Here is a 17,291-nt window from a genome sequence, read left to right on the forward strand (position 1 = left end):
CTCAGGGCCGCATAAAGCCATAGTCCTGGTCTTCATCGAGGTTTTCCGCGAGAAAGCGCAACTCGTCGGCCAGGTCTTCGGCACTGCGCACGGCCTTGCTCTGCTGCACCACCGCACTGAGCAAGGCGCGCAGGCTCAATCCCGGATCAAACCCCACTTCCTGCGCGCCATCCAGACTCTGACGCAATTCCTGCCTTGCCCATTAGTACACACTCATTTCGATGCTCCTGAAGGTTTTGCGGAGCATGGAAGCGTCAGCGATTGTTGGATTTGATGTGGATCAAGACTTGGGATCGTCGTCTTTCCAGGGCGCCGAAAGGTAGCGTGTGCGGTTGAAGGTCTCCAGCCATTCCGGGCTGAACACCACCAGCGCGCTGACAATCATTCCGTTGATGAAAGCTTCCGGAAAAATCAGCAGCCACAGATAACCGACAAAATCTTCCAGCCAGTACGGCATCTCGAAACGTTCGTTGAACCACAACAGCCACAGCGCCAGTAATAGGCACAGCAACGCTGACAGCGCCGCTGCAAAGAAGCCGGAAACGAAGATATACACAAAGGGATTTCGCGGCTGTGCGCGCTCGACCAGGATCGCACAGCACTCGGTCACCAGCACCGGCAACAAAATCAGCAGCGCACCGTTGACCCCGACGGCCGCCAGGTCCTGACGCCCGAGCAGCACCAGCCCGCATTGCGCCACCAAGGCGCCGATGATCGCCAACGGCCAATCCAGAAGCAACGTCACAGCCGTCATGCCAATGAAGTGATACGACACGCCTGTATCGAAATCACGTCGTACCAGCCACAGCATGAACAGCGCGAACACCGTGCCAAACAGCAAATGCTGACGGCGGCTGTCGGTGAACAGCTCAACCCACGGTGCACGCCAGATGGCCCAGAGCAACACAGGCACAAGAATCAGCCAGCCGACTGTCAGCGTTTGCAGGGACAGCAGCTCGGCACCGATCATGGTCGAACCTTCTCCAGTGCCTCATGCAGCTGCGCAGCCGTGGCATATTCGTGTTGCGCAACCAATTGACCGTCTTTGAGTTGCAGCCACAGCACTTTATCCACAGCCCCGGGATAACGCGGCGCCACACGTCCCTCTCGGTCCAGCATGACCCGGTAGGCATAATCGCGCATCGCCGGAACCGCAAACATCTTCGCGATCAGCCGTGGCATGCGCTGGATGTCCGCTAAAAACACGACGTGGCGCGCCTCCAGATAACCCTTGGGCTGGCCTTGCAGCGCAGCGTCAACCAGTTTGGCAGCGTCCATGCTTCGCGCCACCAGCAACGTCTGAGTCTGCTTGTCGAGCGTGAAAGCCTGGTCGAACTGATCGAGCAAGGTCCAGGGCGCCAGTCGCTCACCCACCTCCAGCGCCTGGGCCCATAAGGGCAGAAGACTCAGCAGTAACACCGGCCAATATTTCACGTTCAACCCCTTGTCAGATCGCTTAGGCATCATTGCCATCAGTCTACACCGCCCGTTCCGACTGCCCAGTGACGTCCTTTACCGGTAAACGCTTTCTGCTTGTCGCATTTGAACGCTAAGCTTGGGCCTATGGATGACTCAGATTATTTACGCCTGCTGACCATCGCGGCCGAGCAAGCCAACGCCTTTCTGTCCAATGCCCGCAAATGGGAGCGTGAGCGTTGGGTCTGCCAGCGCCTGCTGCAAGGCCTCAACATTCCCTATCGCGCCGACGAGTTCGCCCCTGCCGGGGAGCCTCCAGACGTGCTGTTTCGCGACGCCAGCTTCGAGGTGTTCTTCGTCCTCGACGAAGGCCGGCGCCTCAACGACGAATGGCGCGATGAGCTGCAACGCCGACGCAGTGCGTTTTCCCTGAGCCAACTGGTACGTCGCGAGGCCAAGCCCCGGCGCATTCCCGCTAATGAATTTCTGCTGAGACTGGCGCCGACCTTGCGTAAAAAAGCGCACAACTACAAAGAGCGTGGCATGGACCTGGGCGAGCTGGACATCATCGCCTTCGCCAGTCTCAAGCGTGAAGTGCTGGACCTCAACAGCCATTTCCCGCCGCCAACCGAATACCTGCGCCAGGGCTGGCGCTCGCTGTCGCTGGTCGGCCCGACGTTCGCCCGCGTGCTGTTTGCCCACCCGGATGCCCCGGATTTCCTGCGCAATAACCTGGGGCGCAGCATCGTCTTCGACGTCGGGATCAGCCTGTGAGCCCATTACAGGAATTAATCGCCGAAGTCCCGCAAACCGGCCGCGTGCGCTGGATCGGCGTGCGCCCGGAACCTCACGTGCCAATGATCGAACTGGATGCCGTGGAGGCGCGACTTGAAGCCGGCCTGACCGGCGATCGAGCCCGCCCCGGTGTCCGCAATGCGCGGCAAGTGACGTTGATTCAGTGGGAGCATCTGGCGGTGATCAGTTCGCTGATGGGCCGCCCGCACGACAAACCGGTATTGCCTGAAGAGTTGCGGCGCAACCTCGTTATCAGTGGTCTCAACCTGTTCAGCCTCAAGGGTCGTCGCTTCCGCATCGGCCAGGCCATTTTCGAAACCACCGGCTGGTGCCAGCCTTGCGCGCGTCTGCAAAACAACCTCGGCCCCGGGACGTTTCAGGCCGTGCGCGGACATGGCGGAATCACTGCCCGAGTGTTACAAGGTGGAATCATTCGCCTGGACGATAGGGTGAGCGTCGAGCCCATTCCCGACAGCGGCTATGCTCCGTTCAACGTTCGTTAATCAGCCTGTAGCTTCTACACCTTCAGCAACGTCTACCTGACGAGGCCCAATATGACCAGCCGCCTGAACCCCGACGACCAGAAGCATGTCGAAGAGTACCTGCACTTGTCCCAGCACCGAGTCGAGCGCCGGCCTTTCCGGCCGTGGATGCTCCTGGTGGTGGTGTTGGCAGTGACCATTGGTTTAGGCCTGTTGAGCCGATTTATCAGTTACCTGACGCTATGAGCAGCTTCGCGCTCGCTCGGGTAATTGCACCGATTTCTTTTAGCCTTGCGAGATATCCCTATGACTCATCGTATTGTCATCGTTGGCGGCGGCGCCGGCGGTCTGGAGTTGGCTACCCGTCTGGGTAAGACTCTGGGCAAACGTGGCACGGCCAGTGTGATGCTGGTCGACGCGAACCTGACCCACATCTGGAAGCCGCTGTTGCACGAAGTGGCGGCCGGGTCGCTGAACTCTTCCGAAGACGAACTCAACTATGTTGCCCAAGCGAAATGGAACCACTTCGAGTTCCAGCTGGGGCGCATGAGCGGGCTCGATCGCGAGCAGAAGAAAATCCAGCTGGCCGCCACTTACGACGAAGCCGGCCTGGAACTGGTGCCGGCGCGTGAAGTGGCTTACGACTCGCTGGTGATTGCGGTTGGCAGCACCACCAATGATTTCGGCACGCAGGGCGCGGCGCAGCATTGCCTGTTTCTCGACACCCGCAAACAGGCCGAGCGTTTCCATCAGCAACTGCTCAATCACTACCTGCGCGCCCATGCCGGACAGACCGACAAGGTCGAGCAGATCAGTGTCGCCATCGTCGGCGCGGGTGCCACCGGGGTTGAACTGGCCGCTGAGCTGCACAACGCCGCGCATGAGCTGGCGGCCTATGGCCTGGACCGGATCAAACCGGAAAACATGCACATCACCCTGATCGAAGCTGGCCCACGGGTGCTGCCAGCCCTGCCGGAACGCATCGGCGGGCCTGTGCATAAAACCCTGGAGAAGCTCGGGGTCAACGTCATGACCAATGCGGCGGTGAGTGAAGTGACCGCCGACAGCTTGATCACCGCCGATGGCAAAGTGATCAACGCCAGCCTGAAAGTCTGGGCCGCTGGTATTCGTGCACCGGGTTTCCTCAAGGACATCGATGGCCTGGAAACCAACCGCATCAACCAGCTGCAAGTGCTGCCGACCCTGCAAACCACCCGCGACGAAAACATTTTCGCCTTCGGTGACTGCGCGGCCTGCCCGCAACCGGGCACCGATCGCAACGTACCGCCGCGCGCCCAGGCTGCGCACCAGCAGGCCTCGTTGCTGGCCAAATCGCTGAAACTGCGGATCGAAGGCAAGGCGTTGCCGGAATACAAGTACACCGACTACGGCTCGCTGATCTCGCTGTCACGTTTTTCGGCTGTGGGTAACTTGATGGGCAACCTGACCGGGAGCGTGATGCTTGAGGGCTGGCTGGCGCGGATGTTCTACGTGTCGCTGTATCGCATGCACCAGATGGCGCTGTATGGCGCGTTTCGTACGGCGATGCTGATGCTCGGCAGCAAGATTGGGCGCGGGACTGAGCCGCGGTTGAAGCTGCACTAGTACGTAAGTGCGTTACTAATGAAAACGCCCGGTTGTTTTACAACCGGGCGTTTTACTTGCTGATGCAGCACTTCATCAGATCACTTGAACACAGCGTATAGGACTACGTGCCAACTCTTGACCGTCATCCCATAATAGAATCTGAAAGCAACACTGCCCTTTCGGTAAGGTTGTATTGATCTGCAAATTGAAATGACCTTCGTCTCCCATTTTCTGCTGATCACTCAAGTTTTGTGTACTGTCTGGGGTTATCACTCGCACACGGTGACGAGCGTGCCCACCCCCCTGAACGCGAAAGTTTTGAGGCACTTGGGCGTTTTCGGCTGGCGAGTTGATGTAGGGCGGAGATACTGGTTTTGGAGGGCTAGGATCACCGGGTTCGTGTGGCATGATTCATTTCCTTATTCAAGTAAGTAAGAGAGGCAAACTGCAATTTGTTTTTAGTCTGATTGCGAGCTCATTACACCTGTCATAAATGACAGTGCCGACTAACGGTGCAGAAAGATTAGATAGTTGCCCCTACTGTATTTCCCGCACAACTTCTTCCCTGCACTCCCCCCCTACGGCACATCAGTAGCACCCAGGCTGCGCACCAGCAGGCTTCGTTGCGGGCCAAATCGCTGAAACTGCGGATCGAGGGCAAGGCCTTACCGGAGTACAAGTACACCGACTACGGCTCGCTGATCTCGCTGTCACGTTTTTCGGCTGTGGGTAACTTGATGGGCAACCTGACCGGTAGCGTGATGCTCGAGGGCTGGCTGGCGCGGATGTTCTACGTGTCGCTGTATCGCATGCATCAGATGGCGCTGTATGGCGCGTTTCGCACGGCGATGTTGATGCTCGGCAGCAAGATCGGACGCGGGACTGAGCCGCGACTCAAACTGCACTACCCCCCTGTGGGAGCGAGCCTGCTCGCGATAGCGGCGTTACATTCAGCTTATCTATTGAACGTAAATGCCAATCGCGAGCAGGCTCGCTCCCACATTTGCTCTCCATCGATCTGCAGATCTGTGTCTCACTGTATCTCCCGCCACGATTCCACCCCTTCGCTTACAAACTCCCCCTTGCGCGACACAGTAGCGATACACCCCGCCCTTTAAATGGCCACATCCGAGCAAGGCAACTCGCCCGCTACGGTTATCGCCGCACTCACGTGGCGTCCTTTATCGAACGGTTGTGTCGTGCAACCCAGGAGTATTGAAATGTCCCGTACTAAAAACACTATTGGTCTGCTCGGCGCTGTTCTGGCCGGTGGCATGATGTTGTCCGGTTCCGTATTCGCTTCGCAGCCTCTGACTCAGGGCTACCTGCTGGCCTCGGCTGAGCAAGTGGTGAAAACCCCTGAAGGCAAATGTGGCGAAGGCAAGTGTGGCGATGCGTCGATGGCGAAGACCGATACCGATGGCGACGGCAAGGTATCCCGCGCCGAATTCCAGAAAGTCGCGCCGAAGTCCAATTTTGACAAGATCGACACCAACCATGACGGCTTCATCGACGAGCAAGAGGCTTACGACAACGTAAAAGCCAACTTCGAAGCCAATGGCAAGAAAATGCCAAAAGGTCTGTTCGAGCACTTGAAAGACCAAGACGGCGCCTAAGCTGCCAAGCATCAAACCGCGCTTTTCCATCGGGAGGCGCGGTTTTTTTCGTCTGGCGGATTTACACCTGGAAGCGCCGCCCAGTAGTTGTACGATGACCGAAGTGTTGTTTTTTCGAAGCCAAAAAAAAATCCCCGTATCTTTCGATACGAGGATTTTTAATATGGTCGGGGTAAGGGGATTCGAACTCCTGACATCCTGCTCCCAAAGCAGGCGCGCTACCGGACTGCGCTATACCCCGGTAAAAAAAAGGCACCCGTTAAAGGCGCCTTCTGCGAACAGAGCTTTTGGCGTCTGATCTTAAGATCTGATTCCAGCGTTAACTGGTTTCAAAAATGGTGGGTCGTGTGGGATTCGAACCTACGACCAATTGGTTAAAAGCCAACTGCTCTACCAACTGAGCTAACGACCCAAAAATGGTCGGGGTAAGGGGATTCGAACTCCTGACATCCTGCTCCCAAAGCAGGCGCGCTACCGGACTGCGCTATACCCCGGCTTGAAATTGGCTCCGTGACCAGGACTCGAACCTGGGACCCAATGATTAACAGTCATTTGCTCTACCGACTGAGCTATCACGGAACTACATATTTCAATTACAACGTTTGACGCTTTGTCGCACTCTCTTCGACCCGTTCGCATCGCTGCGTTCGTGTGTCTGAGGCGCGCTATTCTACAATCTTAAGCACCTCTGTCAACCCCTTAAATTGCATTCAAGTTAATGATTTGCAACTTATTTCAGATTCCTGCTTGGGGAGCAGGAACCCTTACGGGCGACTTACTGCGGGGCGCACTTTACAAGCCTTTTCCTTTCAGTTCAACAACCTGACGAAAAAAAGGCCTCGCGATGCGAGGCCTTGTTTATTTCACTGCCGTGACGGGTCAGGCAAATACGATTTCGTCGTTCTCCACCGTGCCGACAGCCGTGTCGCCAGGCATGAAACGACCGGACAGAATCAGCTGTGCCAGCGGGTTCTCGATCCAGCGCTGAATCGCCCGTTTGAGCGGTCTTGCGCCGTACACCGGGTCGTATCCCACCGCGATCAGCTTGTCCATGGCCTCTGGACTCAGCTCCAGCTTCAGCTCGCGCTCAGTCAGACGACTGCGCAGACGACCCAACTGGATCTCGGTAATGCCCGCGATCTGATCCCGCGCCAAAGGCTCGAAGATCACCACTTCGTCGACCCGGTTAATGAACTCCGGCCGGAAGTGCGTGGAAATCGCATCCATCACCGCCGCACGCTGCGCTTCGCGATCACCGACCAGTTCCTGGATCTGTACCGAGCCCAGGTTGGAGGTCATGACGATCACGGTGTTCTTGAAATCCACCGTGCGACCATGACTGTCCGTCAGGCGGCCATCTTCCAGTACTTGCAGCAAGATGTTGAACACATCCGGGTGGGCCTTCTCGACCTCGTCCAGGAGGATCACCGAGTAAGGCTTGCGACGCACCGCCTCGGTCAGGTAACCGCCCTCTTCATAGCCCACGTAGCCCGGTGGCGCACCAATCAGTCGGGCCACGGAGTGTTTCTCCATGAACTCGGACATGTCGATCCTCACCATTGCCTCTTCCGTATCAAAGAGGAACTCGGCCAGCGCCTTGCACAGCTCGGTTTTACCGACACCGGTCGGGCCGAGGAACATGAACGAACCGCTTGGGCGATTCGGGTCGGACAACCCGGCTCGGGAACGCCGCACCGCGTTGGAAACGGCGATCACCGCTTCGTCCTGTCCGATCACACGCTGGTGCAACAGGCTTTCCATCTTCATCAGCTTGTCGCGCTCACCCTCGAGCATTTTCGACACCGGAATGCCGGTCCACTTCGAGACGACTTCGGCGATCTCTTCTTCTGTCACCTTGCTGCGCAGCAACTGGTTTTCGCTTTTGCCATGCTGGTCGACCATTTGCAGGCTGCGCTCCAGGTCCGGGATCACCCCGTATTGCAGCTCGGCCATGCGGTTCAGGTCGCCTTTACGGCGCGCGGCTTCCAGTTCCTGACGGGACTGTTCGATTTTCTGCTGGATCTGCGCAGAACCCTGTACTTCGGCTTTTTCCGAATTCCAGATTTCTTCGAGGTCCGAGTACTCACGTTCGAGGCGGACGATTTCTTCCTGAAGTTTTTCCAGACGTTTTATCGCGGCTTCGTCACTTTCTTTCTTCAGCGCCTGGGATTCCACCTTCAGCTGAATCAGACGACGTTCCAGACGATCGAGCACTTCCGGCTTGGAGTCGATCTCCATGCGGATACGGCTGGCCGCTTCGTCGATCAGGTCGATGGCCTTGTCCGGCAATTGACGGTCAGTAATGTAGCGATGGCTGAGCTTGGCCGCGGCGATGATGGCGCCGTCGGTGATCGCGACTTTGTGGTGAACCTCATAACGCTCTTTGAGGCCACGCAGAATCGCGATGGTGTCTTCTTCGCTCGGCTCGTCCACCAGGACTTTCTGGAAGCGCCGTTCGAGGGCCGCATCCTTCTCTATATATTGGCGGTACTCGTTGAGCGTGGTCGCGCCGACGCAGTGCAGCTCGCCGCGCGCCAGCGCAGGTTTGAGCATGTTGCCCGCATCCATCGAGCCTTCGCCTTTGCCGGCGCCGACCATGGTGTGCAGTTCGTCGATGAACAGAATGATTTGCCCTTCCTGCTTCGACAGCTCGTTGAGCAAGGATTTGAGGCGTTCTTCGAACTCGCCGCGGTACTTGGCACCGGCGATCAGCGACCCCATGTCCAGGGACAACAGGCGCTTGCCCTTGAGACCGTCCGGCACTTCACCGTTGATGATGCGCTGGGCCAAGCCTTCGGCGATGGCGGTTTTACCCACGCCAGGTTCACCGATCAGCACCGGGTTGTTCTTGGTGCGACGTTGCAGGACCTGGATGGTCCGGCGAATTTCGTCGTCACGGCCGATCACCGGGTCGAGCTTGCCTTCTTCGGCACGCTTGGTCAGGTCGACGGTGTACTTGTCCAGCGCCTGGCGCGACTCTTCGTGGTTGGCGTCATTGACCGCCTCACCGCCGCGCAGGTTGTTGATCGCATTTTCCAGGGCTTTTTTGCTGACGCCCTGGCCGAGCAACAACTTGCCGAGCTTGCTGTTCTCGTCCATGGCGGCAAGCAGCACCAACTCACTGGAGATGAACTGGTCGCCCTTCTGCTGGGCCAGACGGTCGGCCTGGTTGAGCAGGCGCGCCAGATCCTGCGACATGTTCACGTCGCCGGTCGGGTTCTGGATTTTCGGTAGCTGGTCGAGCTCTTTGGTCAGCTCTTTACGCAGGCTGTTAACGTCGAAACCGACCTGCATCAGCAGGGGTTTGATCGAACCACCCTGCTGTTCAAGCATGGCCTGCATCAAGTGCGCCGGCTCGATGCCGGGATGGTCGAGGCCGACGGCCAGCGATTGGGCGTCGGATAGAGCTAACTGTAATTTGCTGGTTAAACGATCTATACGCATGGGTCACCTTCCTTTTGAGCAGGCCGGACCTATAAAACATCCTGAATGAAGAAACCTGCCAGATACCTCACTAGATGTGGTCGATTCTGGGAGATTCAAGCGTCGTACAGTTGATGTAGATCAGGAAAGCTTAGTCTTCGAGCCAGACAAGGGAGGCAAACCGACCGGTGCGTGGGTTGCGGCGGTAGGAAAAGAAGCGAGGATCGGTGACGGTGCAGAAACCGCCGCCATAAACAGCGGTGACACCACGAACGGCCAGACGCAGGCGCGCCAGCTCGTAAATGTCAGCCATGAACTTGCCAGCATTTTGGCTCGGCACGAAAGCTTTGGCGGCTTCGGGCAATTGCTCGACGAAGGTTTCTTGTACTTCCGGGCCGACTTCAAAGGCTTGCGGGCCAATGGCCGGGCCCAGCCAGACCAGCACGTCTTCTGGTGGCACTTCGAGACTATCGAGGGTGGCTTCGAGCACACCCGACGCCAATCCACGCCAACCGGCATGGGCCGCCGCTACGCGAGTGCCCGCACGGTCGCAAAACAAGGCTGGCAGGCAATCAGCGGTCATTGCCGTGCAGGCAATGCCAGGTGTTGCGGTCCAACTTGCGTCGGCAGTGGCCACGAGGCCTGGATCAGCATGAGCCACGACAATGCCGTGAACCTGCTTTAACCAGGCCGGCTGAATAGAGAAATGATCGGTGAGGCGACGGCGGTTTTCGGCAACCGCTTCGGGGCTGTCCTCGACGTGATCGCCGAGGTTGAGGCTGTCGAACGGCGCCAGACTGACGCCGCCCGCACGGGTGGTCACACAGGCTTTCACCCCGGCAGGCGCAGGCCAGTCGGGAATCAGCCAGTCACTCATCCGATGAACGCCTCACGGTCTTGCTTAAGCAGGGTCAGCAACCAGACGAAATCGTCCGGCAGTGGCGATTCCCAGCTCATGCGTTTACCGGTGGTCGGGTGATCCAGCTCCAGGAACCGCGCATGCAGCGCCTGACGCGGGAACGCCTTCAACGATTCGACCATGGTCACACTGGCGGCCGGTGGAATGCGGAAGCGACCACCATAGGCAGGGTCTCCGACCAACGGATAGTTGATGTGAGCCATGTGCACGCGAATCTGGTGTGTACGACCGGTTTCCAGCTTCACCCGCACGTGCGTGTGGGAGCGGAAACGCTCGAGCACGCGGTAATGGCTGACGGCTTGCTTGCCCCCTTCCATCACGGCCATGCGCTGGCGTTGCTGGCCGTGACGACCGATCGGCGCATTGATCTTGCCGCCGGCCGTCACCACACCGATCACGATGCATTCGTAGATCCGGCTTACGCTGCGGCTCTGCAATTGCGTGACAAGCTGTGTCTGCGCCTGAATGGTCTTGGCCACCACCATCAGACCGGTGGTGTCCTTGTCCAGGCGATGCACGATACCAGCGCGGGGCACATTGATAATGTCCGGCACGTGGTGCAGCAAGGCGTTGAGCAAGGTGCCATCCGCGTGACCGGCGGCAGGATGCACCACCAGACCCGCGGGTTTGTTGATCACCAGGATGTCGTCGTCTTCATAGACGATGTCCAGCTCGATGTCTTGAGCGATCCATTCGCCCTGAGCTTCCTGCTCGGCAGTCAGTTCAAGAATGGCGCCACCATGAACGATGTCTCGCGGGCGGATAACCGCCCCATCCACAGTCAGGCGGCCGTCTTTGATCCAGGCGGAAAGGCGCGAGCGCGAGTGCTCAGCGAATAATTGTGCGGCGACTTGATCGAGGCGTTGGCCGCCCAATTCGGACGGCACCTCTGCGCGAAGTTCAATTTTATCGGACATGCTCAGACTAGGCGTCGGCACAGCCTTTGGTTTCGGCTGCGCGCTTGTGGTTAAATACGGCGTCTTTTGCCCCGAGGCTTATCAACGGGGCGCTCATCATAACAGGACGGCCCCGCCCAAGACAGCGGCCGTCATAGGGACGCAAGCCGCCATGCAAGTGAAACACCTGCTGCTGATCGCCATCCTCGCATTGACCGCTGCTTGCTCATCGAAGGAAGTCGTAGACGAAAACCTTAGCGAAGTCGAGCTGTACCAGCAGGCTCAGACCGACCTGGACAACAATAGCTACACCGCCGCCACAGCCAAGCTGAAGGCGCTGGAGTCGCGTTATCCGTTCGGGCGCTACGCCGATCAGGCTCAACTCGAGCTGATCTACGCCAACTACAAGAACACTGAGCCTGAGGCTGCGAAGTCTGCTGCCGAGCGTTTCATTCGTTTGCACCCACAGCATCCGAACGTGGATTACGCGTATTACCTCAAAGGCCTGACCTCCTTCGACCAGGACGTCGGCCTGTTATCGCGTTTCCTGCCGCTGGACATGACCAAGCGTGACCCGGGTGCTGCCCGCGACTCGTACAACGAGTTCGCCCAGCTGACCAGCCGTTTCCCGAACAGCCGCTACTCGCCGGACGCCAAGCAGCGCATGATCTACCTGCGCAACCTGTTGGCGGCCTACGAGATTCACGTTGCCGACTACTACCTGACCCGTCAGGCCTATGTCGCCGCTGCGAACCGTGGCCGTTACGTAGTGGAAAACTTCCAGGAAACCCCGTCGGTCGGTGACGGCCTGGCGGTGATGACTGAAGCCTACCAACGTCTGCACCTGGACGACCTGGCAGCCACCAGTCTCGAAACCCTGAAGCTCAACTACCCGAACCATCCAAGCCTGGTAGACGGTCAGTTCAAGCCTTCGGTCGACGAAGCCGACAACCGTTCCTGGCTGAGCAAGGCCACCCTGGGCCTGATCGAATCCCGTCCGCCGCTGCCGCCGGGCGAAACCCGCGCCAACCAGGACGTGCAGAAGCAGTTCCAGGATGCCAAGGACGCGATTCCGAACGATCTGAAGCCTAAAGATGCAGATGGCGACGTGATCGAAGAAGAGGAACACGAAGCGCAAGGCAACAACGAAGACCGCTCGTGGTTCAGCTACATGACCTTCGGTGTGTTCGACTGACACATCGGGTTATGCAAAAAGGGAGACTCTTGAGTCTCCCTTTTTTATTGCGCTGTGCGCAGGTCTGGTCCTTGGCTAAACTGCCTGCTCATTAGCCAATAAAGCAGCTCACCATGCTTCGTTTACTGTTCTGGATCGCCCTGATTGCCGCTGCGGTATGGTTCTGGCGCAAGTTCAAGGCTTCGACTTCCGCGCCCAGGTCATCCGCCGAGCTGGATGCCGCGCCAATGGTCCGCTGCGCGCATTGCGGCGTACACCTGCCCCGCGATCGCGCGCTGAGCCTTCAACAACAATGGTATTGCAGCCAGGCTCACCTTGAGCAAGGCCCGGGCCCAAGTGGTCGCTGAGACGTCCAGTCCCGGCGGCAAACAGGCCCAGCGACTGCTGCGCCTTTATCATCTCTACCGTTTAAGCGTCGGCATCACTCTGGTGCTGTTGATTTCCAGCAACATGGACAGCCAGTTGCTGGCCTTCGCCCAGGACGACCTGCTGCGCAGTGGCAGTTGGTTGTACCTGGTGCTGAACATCCTGCTGGTGGTCTTTTGGGAGAACACCCGACGGCCTTCACAGCTTTTCAGCCTCGCATTGGTCGATGTCCTGCTGCTGTGCGGCCTGTTCTATGCCGCGGGCGGCGTGGCCAGCGCCATCGGCAACCTGCTCATTGTCTCGGTGGCCATCAGCAACACCCTGTTGCGCGGACGTATCGGCTTGTTGATCGCGGCGGTCGCCGCCCTTGGCATCGTCGGCCTTGGCCTCCTCCTGAGCTTCAGTCACCCGATCAGTCCCGGCGAGTACCTGCAAGTCGGCACCCTCGGCGCGCTGTGTTTTGCCGCCGCGTTGCTGGTGCAAGGTCTGATCAGGCGACTGGAAGTCAGCGAGCACCTCGCCGAACAACGGGCCAGTGAAGTGGTTGGCCTGGAAGCGCTCAACGCGTTGATCCTGCACCGCATGCGCACGGGCATCCTGGTGCTGGACGACCAGCGACGGGTGCAACTGGCCAATCACAGCGCCTTGATCCTGCTGGGGCAAAACGACCTCGATGGTCAATTGATCGACGACTATTCTCCGACACTGGTCGAACGCCTTCAGCTGTGGTTCAACAATCCATCGCTGCGACCGCAAAGCCTGAAAATCGCCAGCAGTGGCCTGGAACTGCAACCCAGCTTCATTGCCCTGGACCAAAGCCCGAACCACCATACCCTGGTGTTTCTCGAGGACCTTGCCCAGATCGCCCAACAAGCGCAGCAACTGAAACTTGCCGCACTCGGTCGCCTGACGGCCGGTATCGCCCATGAAATCCGCAATCCACTGGGCGCCGTTAGTCATGCCGCGCAGCTATTGCAGGAATCCAAGGAACTGAACGGCGCGGATCGGCGTCTGACGCAGATTATTCAAGACCACTCTCAGCGAATGAATCGGGTTATCGAAAACGTCCTGCAACTGTCCCGCCGCCAGCAAACCGTATCGCAGCGGCTTGATCTGAAGCCGTGGCTGGAGCACTTCGTCGCCGAAACCCGTGAAGGCACGACCGATCGCCAATTGATTCACCTGCACATCGGCCCGGGCGACTTCAAAACCCTGATGGACCCGAATCAGCTGACCCAGATTCTCGACAATCTGTTGCGCAATGCCTGGCGCCATAGCGCCCTGAATCACGACTTGGCGCAGGTCTGGCTCGAGTTGTTTGTCGAGCCCGACAGCCAGTTGCCGACGCTCGAAGTCCGGGACAACGGCCCCGGCGTGGCGCCGGACCAACAGACGCATTTGTTCGAACCGTTCTTCACCACCAGTAGCCAGGGCACAGGCCTGGGGCTTTATCTGTCCCGTGAGCTGTGCGAAAGCAACCAGGCCCGCCTAGACTTCAAACCACGCCAAGGCGGCGGCTGCTTTCGCATCACTTTTGCTCACGGACGGAAACAAAGTTGAACATGAGCCCACGGCCAAAAGTCCTGATCGTCGACGACGAACCGGATATCCGCGAACTCCTGGAAATCACCCTGGGACGGATGAAACTCGATACCTACAGTGCCCGCAACCTTGGCGAAGCCCAGGCCTTGCTGACGCGGGAGTCATTCGACCTGTGCCTGACCGACATGCGCCTGCCCGACGGCACCGGCCTTGAGTTGGTGCAGTACATCCAGCAGCGTTACCCACACGTGCCGGTGGCGATGATCACCGCTTACGGCAGCCTTGAAACGGCGATCAACGCCCTCAAGGCAGGGGCTTTCGACTTCCTGACCAAGCCGGTTGACCTTACGCGCCTGCGCGAACTGGTCACCAGTGCCCTGCGCTTGCCGGCACCGGGTGGCGCCAGTACGGCCATCGATCGCCGACTGCTGGGCGATTCACTGCCCATGCGCAGCCTGCGCAAACAAATCGACAAACTCGCCCGCAGCCAGGCGCCGGTGTACATCAGCGGCGAATCCGGCAGCGGCAAGGAGTTGGTCGCCCGTCTTATTCACGAGCAGGGCCCGCGGGCCAGTCAACCCTTCGTTCCGGTCAACTGCGGGGCGATTCCGTCGGAGTTGATGGAAAGCGAATTCTTCGGTCATCGCAAAGGCAGTTTCACCGGCGCCATCGAAGACAAGCCCGGGCTATTCCAGGCCGCCCACGGCGGCACACTGTTTCTCGACGAAGTCGCCGATCTGCCCTTGGCGATGCAGGTCAAACTGCTCCGGGCCATTCAGGAGAAAGCCATTCGCAGTGTCGGTGGTCAGCAAGAAATGGTGGTCGATGTCCGCATCCTTTGCGCCACCCACAAAGACCTCGATGCCGAAGTCACCGCCGAACGCTTTCGCCAGGATTTGTACTATCGGTTGAACGTGATCGAACTACGCGTTCCGCCTTTGCGCGAGCGCCGCGACGACATCGAACCGCTGGCCAGCCATGTGCTCAAGCGCCTGGCGGCCGGTAGCGGTCAACCCGCCGCAAAACTCCATCCGCTCGCCTTGGACGCACTGAAAAGCTACCGCTTTCCGGGCAACGTGCGGGAGCTGGAGAACGTACTGGAACGGGCTTACACCCTGTGCGAGAACAAACAGATCGAAGCCAGCGACCTGCGACTGGCCGAAGGCAACTGCACGGCAGAGAACGGCGCGCCGGACCTGACGCAGATCGACAACCTGGAAGACTATCTGGAAAACGTCGAACGCAAACTCATCCTCCAGGCACTGGAGGAAACCCGGTGGAATCGCACGGCGGCGGCTCAGCGGTTGAATCTTTCATTCAGGTCGATGCGTTATCGGCTCAAGAAATTGGGTCTGGATTGAGGGCCCCTTCGCGGGCAAGCCTCGCTCCTACAGCGGATCTGCGTCGTTCACAAATATACTGATCGACTCAAACCTGTAGGAGCGAGGCTTACCCGCGAAAGCGATCTGGCAGGCAATAAAAAATCTTGCTGTCAGATCCGCCCGGTCGGCGCATACGGCGCAGGATCAATAATCGGCGCCCTGCCCAACATCACATCCACAAACAACTGACACGATGCCGGCGCCAGCACCAGCCCATTACGGTAATGCCCGCAATTGAGCCAAAGCCCCTCGAACCCTGGCACTCGGCCAATATAGGGAATCCCCTCCGGCGACCCCGGTCGCAATCCGGCCCAATGCCCCACCACTTCGGCATCCGCCAGCGCAGGAATCAGCTCCACCGCCGATGCTTTCAGACTCTCCAGCGCCGAGTCGGTCGGCGTCTTGTCGTAGCCTTCGTGCTCCAGCGTACTGCCAATCAGAATGTGCCCGTCGCGCCGGGGGATCGCGTAACGTCCTTTGGCCAGCACCATGCTCGGCAGGAAGTCCGCCGCGCATTTGTACAGGATCATCTGCCCTTTGACCGGCTCGACCGGCAACTCAAGGTCCAGACTCTTGAGCAAGTCACCACTCCAGGCGCCAGCCGTCAGGACCACCTGATCGCCGTGGATAACGCCCGTCGAGGTCTGCACACCGACGACTCTATCGCCTTCACGAATAAACCCGCTGACTTCGCACTGCTCACGAATTGTCACGTTCGGCAGCGCCAGCAATGCAGCCTTGAGGGACTTCACCAGCCGCGGATTACGCACGTTGGCCACATCGGCCATATAGATCGCCCGGGAAAACCCGGCGCCCAGCACCGGTACGGCATCGTGTGCCGCCGAGATATCCACAGCCCGCAGCGGACGGTTTTCCCGTTCGGCCCAGGCCAGCGCCTCGGCCTCGTCATCCAGATCCAGCCAGTACAGGCCGGTAGTGTGCACTTGCGGATCAACCCCGGTCGCTGCGAACAGTCGCTCACCGAGCTGTGGATAAAAATCCTGGGACCAATGCGCCAACGCGGTGACTGCCGGGCTGTAGCGCCACGGATAGAGCGGCGAAACAATCCCGCCACCGGCCCATGACGACTCCTGACCGACGTTCGAACGATCCAGCAACACAACACTTTGCACTTCGGACGCGAGATTGAACGCCGTCAGCAGCCCAATCACGCCGCCGCCGACAATCACCACTTGCTGTTGCCTGCTCATGTTCTGATCCAACCGATAAATAGACAGAGGCGCAAACAGGCGCCCGAAAAAGGAACTCAGCGACCCCAGCAATCTTTGGTGACGAGCCCGGACGTCGCATTGACCATGCTTCTGACGCCGGTGTTGGTGAGGGTGAAATCCCCGCACTTGTCGGTCGCCATCGCAGTGCCGGTCTTGCGCGTTGCCGTCAGCAGGAAGGTCTGGTCGGTCAGGGTCGGAATGATGGTGTAGAAGTCATTGCCGGCGCTCAGTCCAGTGGCTGCGGTGTAGACATTGTTCTTCGAGTAGAACCGCTCAAGAATCTGCGCCTGCTCGGAGAGCAACCCGGCCACTTCGGTGCGGCGACCCTTTTTCACATACTCTGTGAGGCTCGGGGCGGCAATGGTCATGACGATCCCGATGATCGCAATCACGATCATGATTTCGATCAGGGTGAAACCTCGGTTGGATCTGCGCATTCC

At 58.9% G+C, this 17,291-nt stretch carries 17 protein-coding genes, 4 tRNA genes and 1 pseudogene; 10 read left to right on the forward strand and 12 right to left on the reverse strand.

Translation table 11 applies throughout. The features are described from left to right. Position 1: 1 nt before the first annotated feature. The 3 genes from ACA075_RS26020 to ACA075_RS26030 all read right to left on the reverse strand — a co-directional run bounded on the left by ACA075_RS26020 (position 2) and on the right by ACA075_RS26030 (position 1,434). Entirely contained in the window at positions 2-187 is a 186-nt protein-coding gene (locus tag ACA075_RS26020; protein ID WP_497296163.1) for a hypothetical protein, read from the reverse strand. Positions 188-280: 93 nt separating this feature from the next. Next, a complete protein-coding gene (locus tag ACA075_RS26025) occupies positions 281-970 on the reverse strand; it encodes an energy-coupling factor ABC transporter permease (RefSeq protein ID WP_497296164.1) in 690 nt (229 codons plus the stop codon). Then, positions 967-1,434, reverse strand: coding sequence for an FAD/FMN-containing dehydrogenase (locus ACA075_RS26030; protein ID WP_497296165.1), 468 nt, complete (start codon positions 1,432-1,434; stop codon positions 967-969). Before ACA075_RS26030 ends, ACA075_RS26025 begins: the two co-directional genes overlap by 4 nt. A gap of 129 nt (positions 1,435-1,563) precedes the next feature. Here ACA075_RS26030 and ACA075_RS26035 point away from each other — a divergent pair, with 129 nt between their 5' ends. The 6 genes and pseudogenes from ACA075_RS26035 (at position 1,564) to ACA075_RS26060 (ending at position 5,896) form a co-directional block, all read left to right on the forward strand. After that, positions 1,564-2,190 (forward strand): DUF1780 domain-containing protein, encoded by a 627-nt coding sequence (locus tag ACA075_RS26035; RefSeq protein WP_109634930.1) that lies wholly within the window; start codon positions 1,564-1,566, stop codon positions 2,188-2,190. After that, complete coding sequence (locus ACA075_RS26040; RefSeq protein ID WP_497296166.1) at positions 2,187-2,714, forward strand: MOSC domain-containing protein; 528 nt, start codon at positions 2,187-2,189, stop codon at positions 2,712-2,714. The genes ACA075_RS26035 and ACA075_RS26040 overlap by 4 nt, the downstream gene beginning before the upstream one ends. A 51-nt stretch (positions 2,715-2,765) precedes the next feature. Further along, positions 2,766-2,939, forward strand: coding sequence for a DUF3094 domain-containing protein (locus ACA075_RS26045; RefSeq protein WP_008028730.1), 174 nt, complete (start codon positions 2,766-2,768; stop codon positions 2,937-2,939). Between the two features lie 60 nt (positions 2,940-2,999). Next, positions 3,000-4,298 (forward strand): NAD(P)/FAD-dependent oxidoreductase, encoded by a 1,299-nt coding sequence (locus ACA075_RS26050; RefSeq protein WP_497296167.1) that lies wholly within the window; start codon positions 3,000-3,002, stop codon positions 4,296-4,298. A gap of 530 nt (positions 4,299-4,828) precedes the next feature. Further along, positions 4,829-5,185, forward strand: a pseudogene (locus ACA075_RS26055) (FAD-dependent oxidoreductase); the annotation flags it as partial. Between the two features lie 315 nt (positions 5,186-5,500). Beyond that, a complete protein-coding gene (locus tag ACA075_RS26060; RefSeq protein WP_497296168.1) occupies positions 5,501-5,896 on the forward strand; it encodes an HvfA family oxazolone/thioamide-modified RiPP metallophore in 396 nt (131 codons plus the stop codon). 164 nt (positions 5,897-6,060) lie between these two features. Here ACA075_RS26060 and ACA075_RS26065 read toward each other — a convergent pair. The 7 genes from ACA075_RS26065 to rluD form a co-directional block, all read right to left on the reverse strand. Continuing rightward, positions 6,061-6,137, reverse strand: a tRNA-Pro gene (locus ACA075_RS26065). A 95-nt stretch (positions 6,138-6,232) separates the two neighbouring features. Then, positions 6,233-6,308, reverse strand: a tRNA-Lys gene (locus ACA075_RS26070). 5 nt (positions 6,309-6,313) lie between these two features. Further along, positions 6,314-6,390, reverse strand: a tRNA-Pro gene (locus ACA075_RS26075). A gap of 9 nt (positions 6,391-6,399) precedes the next feature. Further along, positions 6,400-6,475, reverse strand: a tRNA-Asn gene (locus tag ACA075_RS26080). Positions 6,476-6,775: 300 nt separating this feature from the next. Next, entirely contained in the window at positions 6,776-9,340 is a 2,565-nt protein-coding gene (gene clpB, locus ACA075_RS26085; RefSeq protein WP_461955766.1) for an ATP-dependent chaperone ClpB, read from the reverse strand. Positions 9,341-9,470: 130 nt separating this feature from the next. After that, positions 9,471-10,196: a peptidoglycan editing factor PgeF gene (gene pgeF, locus ACA075_RS26090; RefSeq protein WP_497296169.1), complete on the reverse strand. Its 726-nt coding sequence runs from the start codon at positions 10,194-10,196 to the stop codon at positions 9,471-9,473. Next, positions 10,193-11,155: a 23S rRNA pseudouridine(1911/1915/1917) synthase RluD gene (gene rluD, locus ACA075_RS26095; RefSeq protein WP_007942311.1), complete on the reverse strand. Its 963-nt coding sequence runs from the start codon at positions 11,153-11,155 to the stop codon at positions 10,193-10,195. Before rluD ends, pgeF begins: the two co-directional genes overlap by 4 nt. A gap of 151 nt (positions 11,156-11,306) precedes the next feature. On the opposite strand from rluD, the gene ACA075_RS26100 reads away from it, so the two are divergent. From ACA075_RS26100 to ACA075_RS26115, 4 genes are all read left to right on the forward strand, one after another. After that, entirely contained in the window at positions 11,307-12,329 is a 1,023-nt protein-coding gene (locus ACA075_RS26100) for an outer membrane protein assembly factor BamD (protein ID WP_219096095.1), read from the forward strand. Between the two features lie 113 nt (positions 12,330-12,442). Continuing rightward, positions 12,443-12,676, forward strand: coding sequence for a PP0621 family protein (locus tag ACA075_RS26105; RefSeq protein WP_094470587.1), 234 nt, complete (start codon positions 12,443-12,445; stop codon positions 12,674-12,676). Then, positions 12,666-14,255: a sensor histidine kinase gene (locus tag ACA075_RS26110; RefSeq protein WP_497299338.1), complete on the forward strand. Its 1,590-nt coding sequence runs from the start codon at positions 12,666-12,668 to the stop codon at positions 14,253-14,255. The genes ACA075_RS26105 and ACA075_RS26110 overlap by 11 nt, the downstream gene beginning before the upstream one ends. A gap of 2 nt (positions 14,256-14,257) precedes the next feature. Continuing rightward, positions 14,258-15,598 (forward strand): sigma-54-dependent transcriptional regulator, encoded by a 1,341-nt coding sequence (locus tag ACA075_RS26115; protein WP_497296170.1) that lies wholly within the window; start codon positions 14,258-14,260, stop codon positions 15,596-15,598. A 131-nt stretch (positions 15,599-15,729) separates the two neighbouring features. Here ACA075_RS26115 and thiO read toward each other — a convergent pair whose 3' ends face one another. Next, positions 15,730-16,830 carry a glycine oxidase ThiO gene (thiO, locus tag ACA075_RS26120; RefSeq protein WP_497296171.1) on the reverse strand — a complete coding sequence of 367 codons (1,101 nt, stop codon included), beginning with the start codon at positions 16,828-16,830 and terminating at the stop codon, positions 15,730-15,732. 56 nt (positions 16,831-16,886) lie between these two features. Then, positions 16,887-17,288 carry a type IV pilin protein gene (locus ACA075_RS26125; RefSeq protein WP_497296172.1) on the reverse strand — a complete coding sequence of 134 codons (402 nt, stop codon included), beginning with the start codon at positions 17,286-17,288 and terminating at the stop codon, positions 16,887-16,889. Positions 17,289-17,291 lie beyond the last annotated feature (3 nt).

This window comes from Pseudomonas sp. LBUM1663 (genome assembly GCF_059695905.1).